At 34.1% G+C, this 20137-nt stretch carries 18 protein-coding genes and 2 pseudogenes; 16 read left to right on the top strand and 4 right to left on the bottom strand.

Annotated elements, in window-relative coordinates; genetic code table 11:
- Positions 1 to 46 precede the first annotated feature (46 nt).
- The 3 genes from LEGAS_RS00635 to LEGAS_RS00645 are packed head-to-tail and all read left to right on the top strand — an operon-like array spanning position 47 to position 3700.
- Positions 47 to 1078 (top strand): YcaO-like family protein, encoded by a 1032-nt coding sequence (locus tag LEGAS_RS00635; protein ID WP_013231125.1) that lies wholly within the window; start codon positions 47 to 49, stop codon positions 1076 to 1078.
- Positions 1075 to 2316, top strand: a complete 1242-nt coding sequence (locus LEGAS_RS00640) for an MFS transporter (RefSeq protein WP_010391166.1) — start codon at positions 1075 to 1077, stop codon at positions 2314 to 2316. The genes LEGAS_RS00635 and LEGAS_RS00640 overlap by 4 nt, the downstream gene beginning before the upstream one ends.
- The gene (locus LEGAS_RS00645) at positions 2306 to 3700 is read left to right on the top strand and encodes an ATP-binding cassette domain-containing protein (RefSeq protein WP_010391164.1); all 1395 of its coding nucleotides are present in this window, start codon (positions 2306 to 2308) and stop codon (positions 3698 to 3700) included. Before LEGAS_RS00640 ends, LEGAS_RS00645 begins: the two co-directional genes overlap by 11 nt.
- Before the next feature lie 137 nt (positions 3701 to 3837).
- Here LEGAS_RS00645 and LEGAS_RS10155 read toward each other — a convergent pair.
- Together LEGAS_RS10155 and LEGAS_RS00650 are read right to left on the bottom strand one after the other, a co-directional pair.
- Positions 3838 to 3999, bottom strand: a pseudogene (locus LEGAS_RS10155) (recombinase family protein); the annotation flags it as partial.
- Positions 4000 to 4130: 131 nt separating this feature from the next.
- Entirely contained in the window at positions 4131 to 4469 is a 339-nt protein-coding gene (locus LEGAS_RS00650) for a winged helix-turn-helix transcriptional regulator (protein ID WP_010391162.1), read from the bottom strand.
- Between the two features lie 188 nt (positions 4470 to 4657).
- Here LEGAS_RS00650 and LEGAS_RS00655 point away from each other — a divergent pair.
- The 9 genes and pseudogenes from LEGAS_RS00655 to LEGAS_RS00695 all read left to right on the top strand — a co-directional run bounded on the left by LEGAS_RS00655 (position 4658) and on the right by LEGAS_RS00695 (position 13383).
- Positions 4658 to 5687: pseudogene (locus LEGAS_RS00655) on the top strand (zinc-binding alcohol dehydrogenase family protein).
- Between the two features lie 43 nt (positions 5688 to 5730).
- Positions 5731 to 6267, top strand: a complete 537-nt coding sequence (locus LEGAS_RS00660) for a YbhB/YbcL family Raf kinase inhibitor-like protein (protein WP_013231126.1) — start codon at positions 5731 to 5733, stop codon at positions 6265 to 6267.
- A gap of 108 nt (positions 6268 to 6375) precedes the next feature.
- Entirely contained in the window at positions 6376 to 7608 is a 1233-nt protein-coding gene (locus tag LEGAS_RS00665; protein WP_010391153.1) for an MFS transporter, read from the top strand.
- Positions 7609 to 7833: 225 nt separating this feature from the next.
- The gene (locus tag LEGAS_RS00670; protein ID WP_013231127.1) at positions 7834 to 8916 is read left to right on the top strand and encodes an ABC transporter ATP-binding protein; all 1083 of its coding nucleotides are present in this window, start codon (positions 7834 to 7836) and stop codon (positions 8914 to 8916) included.
- A 14-nt stretch (positions 8917 to 8930) separates the two neighbouring features.
- Positions 8931 to 9830, top strand: a complete 900-nt coding sequence (locus LEGAS_RS00675) for a carbohydrate ABC transporter permease (RefSeq protein WP_029510889.1) — start codon at positions 8931 to 8933, stop codon at positions 9828 to 9830.
- Complete coding sequence (locus LEGAS_RS00680) at positions 9820 to 10638, top strand: carbohydrate ABC transporter permease (RefSeq protein ID WP_010391150.1); 819 nt, start codon at positions 9820 to 9822, stop codon at positions 10636 to 10638. Before LEGAS_RS00675 ends, LEGAS_RS00680 begins: the two co-directional genes overlap by 11 nt.
- 34 nt (positions 10639 to 10672) lie before the next feature.
- Positions 10673 to 12001 carry an ABC transporter substrate-binding protein gene (locus tag LEGAS_RS00685; RefSeq protein WP_013231128.1) on the top strand — a complete coding sequence of 443 codons (1329 nt, stop codon included), beginning with the start codon at positions 10673 to 10675 and terminating at the stop codon, positions 11999 to 12001.
- A 6-nt stretch (positions 12002 to 12007) separates the two neighbouring features.
- A complete protein-coding gene (locus tag LEGAS_RS00690) occupies positions 12008 to 12724 on the top strand; it encodes a glycerophosphodiester phosphodiesterase family protein (RefSeq protein WP_010391148.1) in 717 nt (238 codons plus the stop codon).
- A gap of 5 nt (positions 12725 to 12729) precedes the next feature.
- Complete coding sequence (locus LEGAS_RS00695; RefSeq protein WP_013231129.1) at positions 12730 to 13383, top strand: histidine phosphatase family protein; 654 nt, start codon at positions 12730 to 12732, stop codon at positions 13381 to 13383.
- 231 nt (positions 13384 to 13614) lie between these two features.
- Here the strand turns inward: LEGAS_RS00695 and LEGAS_RS00700 are convergent, their stop codons facing one another.
- Positions 13615 to 14100, bottom strand: coding sequence for a helix-turn-helix domain-containing protein (locus tag LEGAS_RS00700; RefSeq protein WP_013231130.1), 486 nt, complete (start codon positions 14098 to 14100; stop codon positions 13615 to 13617).
- A gap of 97 nt (positions 14101 to 14197) precedes the next feature.
- Between LEGAS_RS00700 and LEGAS_RS00705 the strand changes: the two genes are divergently transcribed.
- Positions 14198 to 15145 carry a quinone oxidoreductase family protein gene (locus LEGAS_RS00705; RefSeq protein WP_010391139.1) on the top strand — a complete coding sequence of 316 codons (948 nt, stop codon included), beginning with the start codon at positions 14198 to 14200 and terminating at the stop codon, positions 15143 to 15145.
- A 395-nt stretch (positions 15146 to 15540) separates the two neighbouring features.
- Positions 15541 to 16365: a CHAP domain-containing protein gene (locus LEGAS_RS00710; protein ID WP_013231131.1), complete on the top strand. Its 825-nt coding sequence runs from the start codon at positions 15541 to 15543 to the stop codon at positions 16363 to 16365.
- A 65-nt stretch (positions 16366 to 16430) separates the two neighbouring features.
- Here the strand turns inward: LEGAS_RS00710 and LEGAS_RS00715 are convergent, their stop codons facing one another.
- Positions 16431 to 17882, bottom strand: a complete 1452-nt coding sequence (locus tag LEGAS_RS00715; RefSeq protein WP_013231132.1) for a glutamate--cysteine ligase — start codon at positions 17880 to 17882, stop codon at positions 16431 to 16433.
- A 232-nt stretch (positions 17883 to 18114) separates the two neighbouring features.
- Between LEGAS_RS00715 and LEGAS_RS00720 the strand changes: the two genes are divergently transcribed.
- Positions 18115 to 19422: a GHKL domain-containing protein gene (locus LEGAS_RS00720; protein ID WP_013231133.1), complete on the top strand. Its 1308-nt coding sequence runs from the start codon at positions 18115 to 18117 to the stop codon at positions 19420 to 19422.
- Positions 19422 to 20123 (top strand): LytR/AlgR family response regulator transcription factor, encoded by a 702-nt coding sequence (locus LEGAS_RS00725; RefSeq protein WP_013231134.1) that lies wholly within the window; start codon positions 19422 to 19424, stop codon positions 20121 to 20123. Before LEGAS_RS00720 ends, LEGAS_RS00725 begins: the two co-directional genes overlap by 1 nt.
- The last annotated feature ends 14 nt before the right edge of the window (positions 20124 to 20137 follow it).

Below are 20137 nucleotides of genomic sequence, written 5' to 3' on the forward strand. Positions count from 1 at the left end.
ACTAGTTGCTTCTCTTTTATTTTTTTAATTTAAAATGAGGTGTTAAATGTCAGAAATAAATTTAATGAGGGTTCCTAATTTCGGAATTGAAGGTTTTGTAACATTCAAAGAAAAAAATAATATGTCATTCAGACCTTCGGCCACTCATACAACAGATAACATTGCATACTCGAATGCTTTGTCTGAATTATTGGAAGAAAGAGATATGACCAATTACGTTCCAATAGAAATGAGAGGAGAAGCAAATTCAGATTTTTATAGAAATTTAGAAATTATTGGAGATACAAATTGGTATAATTTAGAAAAACAATATGTTGAGCTTAAAAACGTTAGTGATCCATCGGATGTTGTTTTGTTTCCAAAAGAATTGGTATTATTTAAATCAAATTATGATTTGCATGAAAAAAATCAACTACATTGGTCTAGTTCTGAAGGATACTCTCATGATATCAATAAAATAACAGCTTTAAATAAAGGTAAATCTGAAATTATTGAACATCACACAAAAATGTTTTGGTGGTTTGGACGGTCTAAAATTATTGAAAAAATACGAGTGAAATCTAGTGTGTTTGATAAATTAAAAAAACAAAAAATTATAAAATCAGTTCGTGTTTTTGAAATACTGGAATCAAATCAATTTTCATATTCAACAATTATGGCGGTCTTGGAGACAACTACTTTTCCTTTTTTATCTGTCGGATTTGGCACCAATACTGATGAAAAAAATGCGATGAACCATGCTCTTTTAGAAGCTATTCACACTTTTCGCGGTGAAAATTGGTATAATTTATCGCAAGTAATGATACCTCATGGATTTAGTAAAGATTTTTGGAACCGAGTTGACAATAGTTTGCTGAATGTCCGAATTAATTCTGAGGAAATAAAGAGTAACAGTTTACAACCAACGTTTTACTATCTCACAGTTGGCAACAGTCCAAAAGGATTTACAACTCGAGTTTACTCTCCTGAGTTACAGCCTCTGATTTCAAATCAATTTGTTCCATTTTACTTTCCAGAGTTGTGTACAACCAAAAACGTTGCGTTGCGTGAAAAGTATAGGGGAACTCCTTTTATATGAATAAAAATTTTATTAAAATAATTTTAAATGACGGTGTTGTAACTGTCGCTACACAAACTTTTAATTTATTTTTAATTTGGTATTTTGCGGTAAAATTGCATCGACAAGATATGGTCGCCTTACTTGGCATGTTGCAAATTATCGAGATAGGTGGTGGACCTATTGGTGGAGCTGTTGCTGATATGGTGAACCCAGCTAAAATTTTGAAATGGGTATCTTTAATTCGTATATGTGTGACTGGCATTTTGCTTTTCTCACTGTTTCAAACGCGTATTAACGGTATAATATTGCTATTACTCATTTTTTCAACTTTAAATTCGCTAATTTCAGTTTTTTATTCATCAGCAGTAGAGGTATCAACATATAAATTTGCTAAAAATGAAAGTGAAAGAGTAAAAAACAACGCAGGATTTTCTGCTGTTTCGGGAATTTCTAGCATTCTGTCAGGATCGTTATTGGCAGTTATGATAACTTATTTAGATTTAAAATCATCAACTATATTAATTATATTTTTAATAATTTTATCTGCAATTGGAATTTTAAATATTTCAACTGCAAAAAATGTAATTCCTGATGTGATAAATGATAGTGATGTAAATTTTAAGTTTAACGAAGCAGTTAGCAGTACTTTCAAAGGACTAAGGAATATATTGCATGAGCCTATAATTCAAACGGTTATTCCATATGCATTGATAATGAATTTTTTGTATTGGACTTTTTGGTATATTCAGCCATTATACTTAAATTACAAAATACCAAATATCAAGTATGCTTTTTCCCTTCAACAAATTGTCATTTCCGTTGCTAGTGTTATAGCCACACTTGTTATTCAACGTAAGCATACTTTGGTCATGAATTACAAAGGTCACTATCGTTTGTTACTACTGATTCAGAGTGGAGCTTTATTTTTATTGTCATTGTTATATGCATTCATTAATAGTGAGAAAATATTGATTACTGGATTGATTTGTTTTTGGGCTTTGTACAGCTTGTTTAACAGTTTCACTGGCATTATTCTTATCACACTACTACAAGAAAAAATTGATAACAAAATTCTAGGAACTACTCTGGGGACAATATTTACCTTACTGATGGTGACTGCACCTCTAGCAGCAATTGTTTCAAAAACAGTGCCAATCAAATCGATTAGTTTAATTATATTAACGGGACTAATGGTTGTTAGTTTGTTGTACGCTCTAACTGACAAAAGATTCTTGGAGGTTTTACATGGTGATTGACGTAAAAAATATCTCATTTCAATTCGATCAAGGTAATATTGTATTTGACAATATAAACTTCAGGCTTTCAGAAGGTCATATCGGCATTGTTGGTGATAATGGAGTCGGTAAAACAACATTAATAAATTTAATTAGTGGTAGATTATTACCCCAAAAAGGAACGATATCATTAGAGGGCAAAGTAAAAATAGTTTCGCAATTTAATGATTGGGAAGATTACCATAGTCCTGGTGAGTTACAACTGCAACGATTAAAAGATGCTGTATTTTCTAATCCTGATATTTTATTGCTAGATGAACCAACTTCAAATTTAGATAAGAATGGCATTAAGGTGTTATCTGGATTGATTAGGCATTTTTCTGGTATAGTACTCTTGATTAGTCATGATTTCGACTTTCTAGACTCTACTACTGATAACATCTTATTGATTGAAAACCGTCGGGCTGAACTATATGAGCAAAAATTTGAGGATTTTCAGCTAGAGTACGAAAAGAAACGACATAAAGAATTTCAGATGTATGAAGTACAAAAAAAGCAAAAAAATCAACAACGGAAATCAGTTCAGCGACTCCAGGAAAAGTCTCAACGATCCAAAAAAGTAAGAGGCATATCAAATTCAGACAAAAAAGCTAAAGGTCTGGCTGGTAAATATGACAAAGTTCAGAATCGACTAGCGACTTCAGCAAAAAATATGAGACAAGCGCTCAATGATAATCATTATGATTCGAAGCCATTTACCAAAATAGGATTAAAGATACTAAATTATTATCAAAATTCCGGAAAAATATCGATGCAGTTGTCGTTTAGCAATGTCAAGGTTAATGAAAACTATTTAGTAAATTCACCATTTAAAATCAATATTAAATCTGGACATGTTTTATCTTTGCTTGGTGATAACGGCGTAGGAAAAACATCGCTACTTGATAAATTATTTCAAAAATTAGATGAAAAAAATGTACACGTGAACTATTTCCATCAAAATATAAATCAAGATTGGTGTTCGTCAATTCCTTTAATAACACAACTTATGAATAAATCAGGGATTCGCGAGGAAATTATTTTAGAAGTTGCTGGGGCTCTGGGAGTTAATCGAGAAATGTTAACTCGAAGTCCAAATAAATTAAGTGGAGGACAGTTGCTAAAAGTACAACTAATATTGTGCTTAATTTCAGCGTTTGACGTGCTAATATTAGATGAACCAACCAACTATCTTGACTATGATGGCGTAGTGGCCTTGACAACATATATTAATGACAGCAAAGCGGCGTTGGTAATTGTATCGCACGATAAACGATTTATTGAGAATGTGACAACAGATGTTGTTGTTATTGAAAACAAGAAAGTAGTGGATTATTTGACGTTACAAGATTACTTTAACTCATAGTAACTTTTATTAAAAAATTTGGATATAAAGGGATCAAGATATAGATCTGTATTTTTATCTATCTGATAATTGATGATGTGTGTCTCTTAGATAGTAAATGAAACGTTAATAGACTAATTTCTGTTGCATAAATTGGATTAAACAAACAATTTTTTAATGTATTGAACAGTCCTAGCAGAAATATTGAAAGCTTCTGATGTGGCTCTTACCGTGTGAGTTTGAGAATATTCGAAAATGGCTGTGTTATGGCTATCCTTTTTTCTTTGGGGTCGCCCTTCTTTATAGTAGCGATTATGTTGACTTTAAAAAAATTAAAACTTAATTTTACTAACAACTATTAGTAAATCATCTTTCGTAACGTTATCACTAAGTTGCATTTCAATTTGCTTTGATAAATAAGTCATCATAGTATAAGAGCAGTACCAGAAGCTCATTTACTAGTATATACATCATTATAGTCTGTGCCCCAAATTTCCATAGATTTTATGACGGGTTGAAGAGTTTTACCGAATTTAGATATTGAATACTCTGTTTTCACTGGTATTGTAGCGTATATTTTCTTGTTAATAATATTATCTTCTTCTAATTCAGCAAGTTGACGAGCCAACATTCTCTTAGTAACATAAGGTAATTTTGCTTGTAGTTCCGAAAATCTTAACACATCAAATTCAAATAAATGATATAAAATAACACTTTTCCACTTTCCGGAAATCACTTGCAATGTATTTTGAATCGGGCAACCCACATCACAATTATATAGTTCTTTCATATCTCTCCCCATGTATTACTAATTATTTTAATCTTACAATTAAATTTACCATTTTATGACATGTTTGTTAAGAGGGTGAATTTAATGTCACCTGGTGTTTTTTTTTTCACTGAGTGCCATTAAATTCACGTCTTAACATTTTTTTTTATAGTTTAACATAGAATTCATGAGTGACGAAAGGAAAAATAATGAATTCTATTAAAGCAGTTGGATTTGATCAGCATTTATCAATCGACAATCCTGACAGTTTTCAGGATATAAATATCAATGTACCAGAGGCTTATGGCCATGATTTATTGGTTCGTGTAGACGGCGTATCTGTTAATCCTGTTGATACTTTTGTCAGAAAAAGTGGCCGTAAAAACCGCTTAAATAAGCCGAAAGTTATTGGTTGGGACGCTGTAGGGATTGTCACTAGTATAGGTGATGAAGTTACTCTATTTAACAAAGGAGATAGAGTTTGGTATGCTGGTGATTTTACACGGTCAGGTAGCAATGCTCAACTACAACTAGTAGACGAACGAATTGTTGGTTTATCACCAAATAATTTAACTGATGATCAGGCAGCTGCTATTCCCCTAGTGGGGTTAACTGCTTATGAATCGCTATTCGAAAAGCTAGGGATTAATTGGACTGGAAACGAGAATAAAACAGTATTAATCATTAATGGTGCTGGGGGGGGTTGGTTCCATAGCCATTCAATTAGCAAAATTAGCTGGTTTAACAGTCATTGCAACAGCATCCCGTGATAAATCTATATCATGGGCTAAAAAAATGGGTGCTGATCAAGTGGTTAATCATCATCAAGATTTGGTCGCGCAGGTTCGACATCTCAACAAAAAATACGTGGACTATATCTTAAACTTAAATAATTTAGACGCTCATTGGAATGAAATTGCTGAATTAATTAAACCAGATGGTCAAATTGTTGCTACCACTGAAAATCATCGTTTAATTGATTTACAAAAATTAACGAAAAAGCGGGCAACATTTGCTTGGGAATGGATGTATAGTAAATCATATTTTAAGACAGTAACAATGACATCACAAAATCAAATTTTGAATCATCTTGCTAAATTGTATATGGAGAATGCCTTGTTACCAATTAATACTATCAACTATTCAATGATTAGTGCGTCTAATATGCGCAAAGCACATGCTGACGTTGAAACAGGATCAATGATTGGTAAAGTAGTTTTAACTGGTTGGGAAAAATAAAAAAATGTTCATTTAATTGAACAAAATAGAGGAATTTAATATTATGAAAAATGAAGATATTGTATTTAATAATTTAGCTAAAGTTCCATATTTAACGGTTTCAGTTAGTGGTTTAACAAATGATGGCTTTTTCCAAAAAAAGAATTATTCTGGAATGTTTGGTATCGAGGGTGGTCAAGATGTTTCACCAGAGGTTAGTTGGAATGACGTTCCTTCAGGTACAAAAAGCTTTGTAGTGACTATGTACGATCCTGACGCACCCACTGAATCAGGATTTTGGCATTGGTCAATTAAAGATATACCAGCAGATATTACAACATTATCTGAAAATGCAGGAGATATTAACAGTGGTAGTTTGCCAGAAAAGGCAGTTGCTATGCCAATGGACGCTAGAATGAATCGATATGTAGGTGCTGCACCTGCTAAAGGAGATCAACCACACCCTTATCACATAGTGGTTACTGCGTTAGACGTTGATGTTCTTGACGTTTCTCCTGATAGTACGCCTGCCTTTATGAATTTCAATATGATTGGTCATGAACTGGCACGGGGTTCAAAAATTGTTTACGCTCAATTATAGAAAAAGAAAAAGGGAGTTATCTTATGACCAATACATATTAGAAACTTCATTCACGCAACATGATTTTATCGGAAGTCTTGATATTAAAACAAATCTTGTAAAAAATTAATGAATTATATACGTATTTTAAAAAACAAAGTATTTAGACAACTGTTTACTTCAATTATATTAACCAATTTAGCAAATAGTATATCGAGTATTTCGTTAATATGGATTGCCTATAATAAATTTAACTCTCCAGTGGTTATTGCAATAGTATTAGGGGCATTGCAACTACCTAATATTATTTTAGGCCCATTTTTAGGAGGATTACTTGATAAATTCAATAAGATAAAGTTAATGACTTTTGCTAACATAGTTAATGCTTCTGTGTTCTTATTTTTAATATTCAATCCACTAGCAAGTCGTATCGACATTTCCGTGTTTATTTTATTGCTTGTATTGAGCGGATCAATGAAACCATTATTGGTCGGTGGAGACTCTATGGTTATTCAAGATATATTTGAATCTAATGGTGAAAGAATGATTGCTAATGCACTAGTGATTATGAGCTTTGATACGACGTATATATTTGGTTCACTATTATCCGGGTTAATCTTAGCATTGGGGTATGGCGTTAAAGTATATGCATTAGTGGCTATTTTATATATATTTATTGCAGTAATATTTTTTAGAATTAATATTATATTTACTCCCAAACATATTAGTTACGACAAAAATAAAGATGTTTCTTATGTAAATAATACAAAGTCAGCATTTAAAACTATTTTTAAAAATAAACAACTCATCGCCGTTTTATCAATGGATTTTTTCTGGAATATGCTACTATGGGCAGGATTAACTGTTCTTCTACCTGTTCTGGTGAAAACTGTTTTAAATTCAGGGTCAGAACAATACGGACTATTGGAATCCATGACCTCAATCGGTATTATAATTGGATCATTTTTTGTCGGTAAGATAAAATTAAAAGAGGATTGGTTAATAAAGAGTGTAGTCATCACTATTGGTATTCACGGATTATTATTCTCATTCATCGGTTTAATTAAAAATATATGGCTAATTTGTATACTATTAATACTAATTGGCTTTATTGTATCACCCGCTTTAATATATAAAACAACCTTTTATCAAAAAGCATTTGATGAAGAATCAAAGGGCGCCTTATTCACAATTGCAGGCAGTATGACTTCTTCAAGTTATCCACTTGGAATAATGGTAACAAGTATACTAGCGACATTTAGAAATGGCATTGCAATACCCTACGTATTTTTATTTTACGGATTAATAATTGTTATTCTTTCAATTATAGTATATCGAAATGTTTTATTAAAAAGTAAGTAAAAAGGATCAAAATTATAAAATTTTGGTCCTTTTTATATTTGGTAGATTGCAAAAATCATCCGAACACCACATGTTGCTGAAAGACTTTTAACTGTGTTGCGATCATTTAAATAATCTTCAAAAAAGTTTACATGTTTCATGCTAATCATTTACAAGCACTTGGTATAGTTGACGTGTTAACAAAATAAAGTGTCATCGATGCGGAACGAAAGAGGCTAGTAGGGTATGTCAATCGAATTGCAACATTTGAAAAAGACGTATGAAAATGGAGAAGAGGTACTAACAGATATTAATACGACAATTGCAGATGGGCAATTTTATATATTAGTGGGTGCATCTGGATCCGGTAAAAGCACGATTTTAAATGCAATTGCAGGGTTCATTCCGATAGATGAGGGAGTAATCACGATTAATGGGAAGGATGTTACTAGACTTCCCCCAAAAGATAGAAACTTATCGATGGTCTTTCAAAATTATGCATTAATGCCTAATCTAACAGTATCTGAAAATATAGTGTTTGGTTTAACAGCACGACATACAGCTAAAACATTGAGACAAAAAAAGTTACAGGAAGTGCTGAGCTTAGTGCATTTAGAGACATACAAGAATAAAAAACCAGGGAATCTATCCGGTGGTCAAAGACAGCGGGTATCCTTAGCCCGAGCGCTTGTATCTGATGCCAAAATTATACTGATGGATGAACCATTATCTAATTTAGATGCAAAATTACGTGCAGAAATGCGTAAAGAAATTCGATTGTTACAACAACAACTTGGTATCACGGTGATTTATGTGACACACGATCAAACCGAAGCGATGACAATGGGTGATCAAGTTATGCTACTTAATAAAGGCAAAATTGAACAGATAGGCTCACCACTTGAACTTTACAATGTGCCCGCCAATACGTTTGTAGCTGATTTCTTTGGTTCACCAGCAATTAATTTAATTGATGTCAACATTGAAAATGATATATTAAAAATGAAAAATGGTGTCACTATACCGTTCAATTGGGAGCATATTAATGGACCATTTAAACTAGGGGTACGCCCAGAAAATATTGTAATGACACAGTCTGGGGGAATGACAGGAACTATCGTTCATATTGAACCTTTAGGAGACGGAACAAACTTAGAAATTAACCTTGGTCTAGAAACTGCCTTTAGAGTTAAAGTGAGTGAACAAATTAATTTGGTTATTGGTGATACGATTAATTTTGATATTTTATTGGATAAAGTACTACTATTCACACAAGATGGGCAGTTAATCAAAGTAGGACAGTCTGAGCTAGTAGCTGTTGGCGGGTAATTGGATTGAAAAAAATGACAAAAACGAGATCGGTGCAAACATCTCATCAAAACTTATTAGCATTATTGTTACTATTGCCATCGCTTATTATTTTAGGTATCTTTATTTTCTATCCAATGATAAAAACATTTTATTTAAGCACACAATTGACAAATCTCGTAGGAAATCCGATTAAATTTATTGGTCTAAAAAATTTTGTTAATCTGATACAATCAGATAGTTTTAGTACATCATTTACAATTACTTTGATTTTTGTTTTGTTTTCTACGATACTCACATTATTTATTTCATATATCATGGCCATTGTGGCAAGCCAAAAAATGAGGGGCATTGCAATTTTTAGAACAATGTTTTCGTCAACAATGGGTGTATCGGTTACGGTGGCTTCCATTTTATGGTTGTTCATGTTTAATCCACAAATTGGTTTATTCAGTAAGATACTGACAACACTGCACTTGCCCCAAATCAATTGGTTATCTGATCCGACTTGGTCACTTGTAGCAATTATTGGCACAACAGTCTGGATGAACCTTGGTTTTGCATTTTTAGTACTTTTAGGTGCCATTCAAGCAATTCCACAAGATTTGTACCAAGTTGCAGATTTAGATGGTGCGTCATGGTGGTTGAGATTACGAAAAATAACGATGCCTGCTACGCGGTCAACTATTTTTTTCGTCACTGTTGTGACCTTGATTAATGCTTTTCAGACGTTTGGCCAAGTTGATATACTGACTTCAGGTGGCCCAGATTATCATACGAACCTACTCGTGTATGCTATTTATCAAGATGCGTTTGTTAATCACAGTGTTGGTCGTGCCAGTGCGCAATCAGTTATTTTGACGCTAATTATCATGTTGTTCACGATTATTCAATTTTATGTGAAAAACAAGAGAGAAGGTCGCAATGCAAAGTAGTCGTCTTCAAAAAAATGGCCGTTTTATAGTATTGTTGCTATTCGCAATACTATTGTTATTACCTTTATTTTTAGGTATATCATTGAGTTTGTCATCTAGCCAATCCATTGCGCAAGGCAATCTATTACCACGACACTTAGAATTTAGCAATTATATCAAGGTTTTTACCAACACGCCAATGGCTAGCTTTTTGCTGCATAGTCTGATTGTGTCAGGCATGGTGATGGTTGGTCAAATAGTACTATCTATCATGGCTGCTTATGCGTTTGTATTTTTGAATTTTAGATTTAAGAAGACGTTATTTATTTTATTTTTAAGCACGATGATGCTGCCGTTTGAAGCACAAATCATTCCTAATTTTGCAACCATGCGTGACTTAAATTTACTAAATACCTATGCTTCGATAGGCTTACCATTTTTGGCTTCAGCATTTGGTACTTTCATGATGAAAACAAGTTTTGAACAAGTACCTATTGAACTTAAACATTTAAGTGACATTGAAGGGTTGAATCACTGGCAATTTGCGACTCGCGTAGTCATTCCTTATACGAAGGTAAACATTATTACATTTGCTTTATACAGTTTTTTAACTAACTGGAATATGTATTTATGGCCACTCATTGCAACAACTAATAACAACGTCAGGACTGTACAAATTGGTTTGAGACAACTGCGATCACAAGATACTGCGAGTAACTGGGGATTAATTATGGCTGCTACGATAGTATCAGTTATACCAACCTTATTAATTATTTTCTTAGGCCAAAAATACTTTAAAAAAGGCTTAACAAACGGTGTTATTAAATAAATGATGACATATTATATAAATGGGAGAATATCACATGTTTAAAAATACAACAAAGTACATTGCACTTGCAACAATTGGTTTGGGTGCAGTGTTACCATTAACGCAAGTGCATGCTGCCGATAATCAACGTCAAAATATTGTGTTTTGGCATTCTATGACAGGTCAAAACGCACAAGCCATTGATCGTGTTGTCAACGATTATAATGCCTCACAAACGAAGTATAAAGTGATACCTGAGTTTCAGGGACAATATGTTGAAGCGCTACCAAAATTTCTTTCTGTAGGTGGTACGAGTAAAGCACCTGATTTATTTCAATCAAACGAGATTTCGACAAAACAATTATCAACATCGGGTATGATTCAACCGATGCAAACACTTATAAAGAAATATAAATTTAATACTAAGAATCTACGTAAGAACATTTTAAATTATTATACAATTAATGGCAAGTTGTATTCTATGCCATTTAACTCTAGTGCACCGGTTCTCTATTATAATAAAGATGCCTTTAAAGACGCGGGCATTGATGACTTACCCACAAGTCCAACATATGAACAAGTCACTGCGGCTGCCAAAAAATTAAAGGAAAAAAGTGGTCGTGCGAAACTGTCTATTTTGCCTTATGGATGGACCTTTGAAGAATTACTAGCCAATCAGAATCAGACTTTGGTCAATCATGGTAATGGTCGTAAAAAAACAGCGACTAAAGCCACTTTTGATAACAAAGCTGGTAAGAACATTTTAAATTGGCTTAAAACTAATGCTGACGCAGGGACATTGGTTGATTATGGAACAGGCGCTAATGCGGGAGACACAGAATTATCGGCCTTCACATCTAATCAAATTGACATGTTTATAAATTCATCGGCTTCATTAGGTAACATTAAAAAGGATGCTAAATTTAATGTTGGGGTGACTTACTTGCCTCGTCCCCAAGATGTAAAAGCTAACGGTGTTGTGATTGGTGGTGCAAGTATTTGGCTCTCTAAGGGAAAATCTACTAAAGCACAAAAGGGTTCGTTTGACTTTCTAAAATTTGCAACATCGGCCAAAGAACAAGCACAGTGGTCAATTGACACAGGTTACTTTGCTATTAATAATAAGTCTTATGATACTAAAATTTTGAAAGATGCTTTCAAAAATACGCCTATTCTTGCAGCGCCAGTAGAGCAACTTAAGGCTACGACAATTAATGCTGCTAGTGCTGGTGCATTAATTACATCAATGCCTAAAGAACGTATAAACACGCAAAATGCAATGGAAAATGTTATCAACGGCAAAAATGTTGATTCCGAACTCAGCAAAGCCGTTAAGCAAACAACTGCTGACATTAAAGATGCTAATGAGCAGTCCGGGGAATAATAAAAAATGACGACAACTATTTTTGGCCACCGTGGCATTCCTGTCAAATTCGTCGAAAATTCAAAGACCGGATTTGAGTATTTAGCGCAAAATGGTGAAGCTGTTGAGTTCGATGTTCATTTAACTAAAGATAATGTACCTGTTATCATGCATGATGAGAAGTTAGATCGCACGACTAGTAGCAATGGTTACATTAAAAATTTTAATATCAGAGACTTAAAAAACGTGCATCTCATTAATGATATTAACAGACAGCAGCAACCGGTCAGTCAATATGAGAGAATTCCGACCCTAGAAGAAGTTTTGGAAATATTTAATCATACCAATATTTTTCTAAATGTTGAATTGAAAACAGATTATTTATCATATCCTGGTATAGAAAAAATTGTATTAAAATTACTTGAAAAATATGACTTAAAGCCACAAGTTGTGTTATCGTCATTTAATATATTCACATTACAACGCTTATATCAATTAGATCACACACAAAATTTGGCATTTTTGAGTAGTAACAAAATTAGTAAACCACATCAATTTATGACGGATAATCATCTAAAAGCCCTACATTTGGATCGTAAGGCTGTATCAGAAGCACCTATTCTGCAACGTATTTGGACGGTTAATTCTGAAAATGATATGAATAAGGCATTCAAACAACAACTAGGTGGTCTATTTACAGATGATTTTGAGAAGGCTAAGCAGTTGAGAGATGGTGTAGAGTAACCATAATGAAAAAAATTAATTTGTTTTTTATTCGACATGGTGAAACATATTTTAATACTTGTCGCAAGATCCAAGGTTGGTCAGATTCATTACTAACAGAAAAAGGAGAGTTAGAAGCAACACATACTGGCCAGTGGATTGCTGACAATGTGCAGTTAGATCGTGTTTATTCGAGCGACCTAGGTCGTACAAAAGCAACAACGCGATTGATTTTATTAGAAAATAAGCAACAAAAATCGCTGCCCATAACCTATTCAGCGCAATTTCGTGAAGCGTTTTTCGGTTCTTTCGAAGGGGATAGATTAAATCAATTGGCAGGTTTGTTATGTATATCGGTATCTGCTGAAAATGATAGTGAGCTTGCGTTAGTCGTTAACGAAGATGACATGATGAACCAAGTCAAAAAATCTGATCCGACACATGATGCTGAAGATGCAACTGCTTTTTGGCGTCGCGTCAGGAAAGGATTAGCAGATATTTGGGATAATTCTAATGATGGGGATAACATTTTAGTTGTCACACATGGTGCATTGATTCGAAAACTAGCATCGCGAACCGAAAACCGTTATCATGAAAATCCTGATAACGGGTCGATATCATTATTTGAAATGACAGATGAGTTAGATTTGACCTTACAAAAGTATAACCAATGTGTATGACACCGGCTGATTATCGGTACGTTTGATATTTTGGCAGTATGATGTAATGATTATGGCGTGGATAAACTAAGGCAGCAGAAAACACAATAGTCAAGGGTGGAAAATAAACCTTTGAAGGACTATTGTGTTTTTTCTGACTGTTTTTATCAACGCCATTACAGGATACTTTGCCAGTAATTGTGTATTTTTGGCCTAATAGTAGGACAAAAATGACTCAGTTTTAGGATTGATTTAAAGTGTTTTGCGTGCGTCAAGTAGTTTAGTGGCTAGTTGTACGAGATTAGTAACGTCGTCATCGCTGTAGTCACTTAAAATACGCTCTTCCTGTATTCTAATTGTTTGATGTAATGTAAGGTGCAACATACCTAGTTCATAACCAATTTTAGTGAGACGCAAGAAAATTTCTTTTTTGTTATCAATTGGATGGTATTTTTCAATCAATGTTTGTGCCGTTAAACGGTTAACATAACGTGAAAGCATACCTTGCGATAGCGGTGACATACTTTGTAATTTTTTAAACGGTGTCGCTGTATCATTGTATGTTAATTCGCTTAAAATTTGTAGCTCTGAATGTGTGACATGTTTTTGGTTTTGAATAAATTGCCGTGTTGTTTGCGAAGGAGCATGTTTAATAAACCATTCGCGTTCGAAATCACCGTTTTCACGTGTTTTTCTAAGTTGTTGCTTTAGTTGTTCAATTTGCTTGTATTTTTCCATTTTTAATTACCTGTAATAAATATTGACTTTTTAACTTTAAGGACTTATACTGATTTTACATTACGAGTAAACAAAAAACAACTAAAGGAGTAATATAATGAAAGCAGCTGTTGTAAGAGATTTCGGTTTAGCACCACAATATGAAAATAACTATCCTAATCCACTGCCAAAAGTAGATGAGGCATTAATCCATGTGACAGCATCGGCGTTGTCCAATCGTGCACGAAGTGATGCTAATGGTTCACATTATGCATCAACAGGCAAATTACCTATGGTACCAGGTGTCGATGGTGTAGGTTTATTGCCTAATGGCAACAAAGTATTTTTTGTGAGCAATGGGAGTTTTGCGGAGCAAGTAGTGGTTGAAAAAGGCCACTGGGTAGCTATGCCAAATGACTTAAAAGATGAAAAAATTGCAGGTATGATGAATCCAGCGTTATCATCTTGGGTGGCATTGAAATATCGTGCAGATTTTAAAGAAGGTCAAAAAGTACTGATATTAGGTGCTACAGGTAGTGCTGGATCCATGGCAGTACAAATTGCTAAACGCTTAGGTGCTTCAAGTATCATTGCAGTTGGTCGTAATTCAAAGCAACTAACTGAATTGCGACATCTAGGTGCAACGCAAACAATTGTCTTGGGCGCTGATGTTAAGGCATACCAAAAAGAACTTGCACAGGCAGGGAAAGATGTTGATATTATTTTAGATTACTTATGGGGTGATGTGACAGCAAATGCGATGCAAGCAATTATCCCAAATCGTTTGCATGATGAACAAGATCTTAAATGGATTGAAATTGGTAGCTCTGCGGGCCAAACAGCACCTATTATTGGTGCCGCTTTTCGTGCTGTTAGGCTACAATTGATAGGTTCCGGACAAGGGTCGGTTGGTGTGCATGCAATTCTTCAGTCGTTTGAAGAAATTTTAAAAGCAGAAAAGAACAGGCCATTTGTATTTAATGTGCAAGTGGTTCCACTATCACAAGTTGAAAGTATATGGCACCAAAAAAGTGGGAATCGTTTGGTATTTTCACCAGATATGTGAGAAACAGACTTCAATGTGATAGTGTGTGTGATCTAGATTTGCCTTTTGTATCGTTCAATCAATTCCAAAAAAGTGCCATTCAGCAGAGAATTCTCATATAATATTTTTTAAAAAAGAAAATCTGATAAAATAACTCGAAATGTTAATTTATAATATAGTTGTTACAAAATCTCCCCCTGATTTTGTGCTCTGTACTTACAGTTAAAAGGCATAACCTTTCTCAAAGGATTATGCCTTTTTCATATGCTATAAAATGAATTAATGATATCCATTTTATAAATCACAATGGTGGTGGCTATTACTTGCTGTTATCACACTAGTCATTAGTATAGGCACTTAAGCTTTTTTAATTACCCTAACGTATGATGTGATATCACAAGAAAAGGGTAGGAAAAATGAAAAAAATAGTAACAGGATTACTAACATTAGGAATTGTTGGCGGATTGACAGTTAATACCGCTAGTGCAGCGGTATTAGGAGATGATTATCCGATAACCTTGAAAAAATCAGCTCCAGATTCCATGGTTGATAATTGGACAATGTACAATCGTGAATGTGTTTCTTTTGTGGCATGGCGGTTGCATGCACAAAACCATTTTGAATTACCAGTTGGGTTTGGCTCTGCTTGGCAGTGGGGTTCACAGGCAAAGTCAAGAGGTTACCGTGTTGATAATACACCAAGTGTCGGAAGTGTGGCATGGTTTGGTGCAGGTCATGTGGCTTGGGTTGCTGAAGTATCAGGTGATAACGTCGTAATTGAAGAATATAATTACAACTATAATCATAATTATTATCGACGTACTGTTAATACGCGTGATGTTTCCGGCTTTATTCATTTTAAGGATGTAGGTACCAAAGCAACTACTGCTAATACCACACCAAAGCAAGCATCACCAAACAAAAGGATTGCTATTGGGAGTAATGTTCGATTTTCTGGGGTTTACCAAGTAAACGTTGTGAATGTAGCTAAAAATAGTGTTGCGAGTGATAAACTATCAGGGGGTAAACCGACCACGTTGAATTTGATTGATGCCGTACCATTGGATGAAACAAATGCTAATGGCATCAAAGCAGGCAATCAAGTACTATCGGTGGGAGACTATTTTAAAGTAAATGGGACATATCGTGTACTAGCGATTGACAAGGCATCTAACGGTATGAAAGTGAAAATTGGTGCCTATGAAACTTGGTTAGATATCAATCAAGCAACAGTCGTTTAAAGTTTATGAACGACATAACAGTGCATATAAAAACGAGACCTATTGTCTCGTTTTTTGTTTTGTGCTTAAATATATTGGGTCAAATCTTGATCACTAGTTAAAGTTCGGACTTGCCCATTATATGTAATTTTTAGCGTATTTTCAGTGGGGTTCATTAGGGTTTGAAAACCGAGTTTGTGGGCTTGAACATAAGATTGTTGTAGTTGTTTTGGGATGTCTGGTAAATTTTGCGACCAAGTACTTTGACGACGCTGTGCTGAAATTTTAGCGCCCTGTTGTAATCCAAAAATCATTAGCGATTCGTTTTTAATGCTTTCACTTAGTTGTGCACCAATGGTTAGTTTTGGTTGCCGTACAGCAGAACGTGCAAAGGAGAGCGCTGATTGGAATTCATTTTTTTGTGAAATAGGTGCAGATTGTACAATTCTCTCTAATCGTAAAAATAAATCATTCGCGTATGCGATTGCAGTGTCTGATAGTTGCTCAGTTGGATGTTGTAATGCTACCACGTGATTACGTGTGCGTGCGTTGTCTAGTGTGCTTTTCCCCCATGTTGCTGGATTAATAATGGCATCTATAATGAGTAGATGTAAGAAGCTTAGCGCATTTTGAGAGATACCATTTTGTGTGAAGGGGTCAATGTCAAACATCCTAAATTCCATATATTCTGCACCATTGATCATAAGATCATTCATATTCCCAGGTGCTTTCAAACGCACGGCGCCATAAAATTCACTTTTGTCGTAAAAATCGCCATTAGCAATATGTTGCTGGATTTGATGAACATGTGTTTGAAAATCAGTGTAATCAACTGCTATTTCCGGGCGGTTAGCAAAACCAAAGTCACTTGCGCGCCAAGAACGTACAGGTTGAAGGGCATGACGACTAGTTGGTACATTATCGGCAGGGTTTTCACTAACTGGCGACGCACCAAATAAATAAGTCAGTATCCAGCGATAACCAACCACTTGTTGTGCTATTTGGAATAAAAGCTGATTTTTAGCAAATGAGTGAGAAGTGATATTATTGCGTTGACGATACCAAGCCATCACATCATCAGCAGGTGAGAAATTAACATGGACCCCGGCCATAATATGTTGGAAACTACCATAGCGATCTAGTAGCTGATCTCGATATTCTTGATACCAAGGACGATCAAAATGCGTGTTTAAAAAATGAATATCGTCGGTAGTTAAATGCGGAGGCATTGATAATGGCCATATTATTTCGTCATCAGCTAATTCCTCATTAAGCATGAGCTGTAACTCATGTAAGTGAGCAAGTGCTTTAGACGAAGACGATTTCGGCGCGGTGACAACTTCTTCTAAACTTTCAGAAAAATCGGTTTGAAAGTATGGTTGAATACGCCTATCGCCAAGAGTGCGGGGATGGGGATGACGAGATAATGTTTTGCTACTCGTCTGAACACGGTGTTCTTCAATTTCAATACCAAAACGCCCAGCATATAACGCATTGTTTAAGTTTTCTGTTGCTGTTTTTTTTTGTAGGTGTGACATGTACTTCCCTCACAGAGTTATATTTGTTATAGTTTACCTTATTTTTTAATATAATGGGTGGAATATGTTTCATAAAAGTTTATAAATAATCACGTAATTATATGGTTTAATAGTTGCTTTAATGCCTTCTTTACTTTAGTATTATTAAATATGTTAAACGTTACGCTAAAAAATTCGCCCTAGTCGATTGGATTAGAACGAATTTTTTCGTAAATAACAATGGGGGGTAATCGTGTTTCGATTTTTAAATATTTTTAACGTTATAACGTGGCCGATATTTGAAAGTATTGTGATGCTCATTTGGTTCAGTACCTTATTAGGCCATCATCATTTTTCAAAAAGAACTGTCGTGATAACTAGTATTATGTTGTACGTGATTAATATGATTGGCAATGGTTTTGAATCACCTTTATTGCGTGCCAGTTTGGCTTCAACAGTATCCATAATCTTGCTATTTTACATTGGTTGGCGACAAAATATCATTCGTAGTAAATGTATTTTGCTACTCTACGCATCTGTCAGTTCATTGTTAGCTTATTGGGTTGTAAATTTTGAAATGACGATGACATCTTTGGTAAGTGTACCAGTTTTTGTTCAAGCTAGTTTAGATTTTTTAGCTAATATTCTGGCGGTGATTTTTGCGTTGGTATTTAGGCAATTGAAATATGAATGGTTAACTGAAAATTTCTTAAAAAAACATGTTGTCCAACTACAAGTACTTTTGATGAGCAGTCTATTTTTGAGAATTATGAATGATTTTTTAGCCTATTTTTTTGCTGTAGAACAATTTACAGGTTCAATTTGGTGGGATTTTTTCTTATTAAGTATTATATTGGCGATAATTTTTGTGCCAGTAATTAGTAATCAACATGAATTATTATTAGATAAAATTAATCAACATGATGCCGAAATGGCGGCCAGTCAAAATTATACACAGCAACTTGAAACGAAATATTCGGAATTTCGATTTTTTAAACATGATTATAAAAATATATTAGCAAGTCTTGAGTATGGTATTCAGTCCGAAAATATGAGTGATATCAGAAGTACATATTATTCAGTCATTAAAAAAAGTAATGATACATTGCCCGATCCGAAAATATTAAATTTAAAGTACATAGCAGATCTGAATTTAAAAAGTCTTATCTTAGTTAAACATCAAATTGCTTTTGAGAAATCAGTTTCATTTAACGTTGAAATTAACGAATTTTTTGATGTCATAGCAATTGAAAATGATGTTAGTTTTTACCGTGTTATTGGCATTTTACTAGATAATGCCATTGAATCAGCAGAAAAAACAGTTAAAAAAACCGTAACGATGTTACTAATGAATTGTAAAGAAATAGTGATTGTCAATAGTTGCACGCAATGTACAGATCTAACAAAAACAGCGCAATTTGGTTATTCATCTAAAAAAAATCACAGTGGTTTTGGCTTATATTTTGTTCAGCAGTACATTAATCAACATGACAATATCGAGTTGACAACGATTGCTGAACAGCATCACTTTATTCAAAAAATGATGTTTACGGTGAGCTAATGAATTACTATTTATTAGAAGATAACTTGGTACAACAACGACGCATTCAACAGATCATCGAAAATTGCCAAGTATTTGATCAACCAACTTCATTGTTAGAGGCATTAAAAGCAGATAAATTAGCTAAAGTTATTTTGTTAGATCTAGAAATTCGTACGGTTGACAATGTTGGGCTAAATGTGGCAAAAATGATTAGACAATTTGATACAATGTCGCAGATAATTATTGTCACAACACACTCGGAAATGCTCGAGCAGGGGCTTAAATATCATATTAGTATGATAGACTTCATTGATAAAGCGCAATCTGAAACTTTATTCACTAAGCGATTACTATCTGCTGTGACAGAAGCAGAACAGCAAATACGACAGCAAAGTGGGACGCAATCAGAATTCATAACACTACCAAATGGTAAAAAATCTGAAAGTATTAATTTAAATGATATTATTTATATGACCTCTAGTCAGTCACAAAGTCATCGATTGACGGTTTGTTGTGAACAAAAAAATATACAGGTTCGAACGACGGTTAAATCACTACCAAAGCTGCATCAAAATTTCATGCAAATTCATGCGGCATATGTGGTCAATAAATCTAAAGTTGTAGCTTTTGATGCCCACACGAATACTGTTCAATTAAATAACGGCGTTTTATTACCTTGTGCTAGAAAATATTTAAAATCTATGCGGCAGTTGTTTTAAATATAATACATTAA

Source organism: Leuconostoc gasicomitatum LMG 18811 (genome assembly GCF_000196855.1).
GTDB lineage: Bacteria > Bacillota > Bacilli > Lactobacillales > Lactobacillaceae > Leuconostoc > Leuconostoc gasicomitatum.